The organism is Corynebacterium sp. ACRPO (genome assembly GCF_022347205.1).
In the GTDB taxonomy this organism is placed as follows: Bacteria; Actinomycetota; Actinomycetes; order Mycobacteriales; family Mycobacteriaceae; genus Corynebacterium.
The window spans coordinates 1-1,665 of sequence record NZ_JAKRNE010000030.1; the positions used below are offsets into that span (position 1 = coordinate 1).

At 54.7% G+C, this 1,665-nt stretch carries 1 protein-coding gene; it reads right to left on the reverse strand.

What is annotated here, in order from left to right; all coding sequences use genetic code 11:
• Nucleotides 1-918: 918 nt before the first annotated feature.
• Entirely contained in the window at nt 919-1,653 is a 735-nt protein-coding gene (locus MHY22_RS11420) for a GAP family protein (protein WP_370658855.1), read from the reverse strand.
• Between the last annotated feature and the right edge of the window lie 12 nt (nt 1,654-1,665).

Consider the following 1,665-nt stretch of genomic DNA (forward strand, 5'->3'; position numbering starts at 1 on the left):
GCCTATGCCTTGCTCAAATAGTTCAACCAACTGCTCCCGCTGATGCTCACTCACCAAACTTCGGGCTCTCAATGAAAACTACTCCCCACTAATCGGAAACTGATTTCTCAGTCCAACTAATAGGGAGCAGTTCAAATCGGAAAGGGGCTCTTTCATATACCCACGACAACGCCACGACAGGGTTAAGGGTCAAAATGTGTGTCTGGTTCGGCGTGTCGGTGGGGTTAGATTTGCCAGCTTCCTGGCCGGCTGACTGGGCGTATACGGTGTAAGTGAAGTCCTAGTCGTTGGGATAATCAGTACGGCCGACGGTGCGCTAGGAAACACCGGCCAGGTAGCTTCTACTACGCAACCGTCCCAACGTGCGCGACACTAGAGCCAATTCTTTGAGCTAGTTCCGTTCAGGTTATTGGCGCGACGCAGTAGGCGATGAGCTGGTTAAATACTGCTGCATTGGTGACATCGGGGCGGCTCTCGTTGGCGGAGAATTGCCTAGTTTATAGCGCTATCGGTCGAAGTCTCAGCTGGTCGATTCGTTGCATTTTGTTTCTCCACCGCAGCGGGAGTGTGGTCGATTCTTTGGCATTGATCCACCACACCGCCGTCAACTACCACAGGTTGGCAGCCGCACCGTGGATTTGGCCTCCCAAGGCCAGATATATGCTCCCAAAGCGTATATTCCGCGAGAACCTACAGTTCAGACCCTAGAAATCCCCGGTCCCAGACACACTTTCTGACCCTTAACCCCAGCCTAAAAGTACAGATCCGAAAATTTATACCTCTTGCTGGCAGGCCACTACCCGCACGAAAGCGTGATGGAGAGGGCTTAGCCCTCGGTCGCTGTTATGACGGGGCGGGGCTAGCTCTGTAGGAAGGGGCTCTTCAATCGACGCTATCGCTCAAGGTCCAACCTTGCACTCAACCGATCAATCCGAGCCCTTGTGCACTCGATGCCGCCATGTAGACTCCCACAATTGCCGCGATCCACAGCAACGTCACTTTCGCTTCATACTCCAGCCGACGGATGGCGCGCTCCAAACGAGGAAAGATGGCCGGCCCCGCTGCGCCTGCAATGACAGCTATAAGAGTTGCCGGTAGGACCATGATGATGCAGTACCCCGCAATAATCGCGACCTTGCCGCTAAACCCGAAAGACATAGACTGGATAATTCCCATTGCGCCTAGGTAGGGCAACATCGTCGCAGCCTCGACAACGGCAGCACCTAGCGCAAGTCCCACCATGCCGGACGCACTCAGTGACGCGCCCCGAGCAAGGCGAGAAGCCCGACTCTTTGTTACTTCTGGGCCGGCGGTGTGCGTGGCCGCGGGCTTTTTGGGGTTTGGCGAGAACGTACCGAAGATGAAAAGCCCCGCGCCCAGCACAAGCGTCACCCACCGGAACCAATCAGCCTCGCTTACGCCAGAAAGTCTCAATACTGCAGCATCGAACCCTACTAGAAGCGCAATGCCAAGGCCGCAGTAGGCTGTGGCGATCGTAGCGAGATAGGTGCCCAATTGAAGTGTCCCAGGTTTTGTTCTGTTTAAGTAGATGGGAAAATCTGGAATATGCCAAGAAAATTTGACCAGGATGCAAAGGACCGTGTGGTCCGTCTCGTGGAAGATCGCATCTTGGCAGAAAATATGTCGATGCAAGCCGCGTGCCAG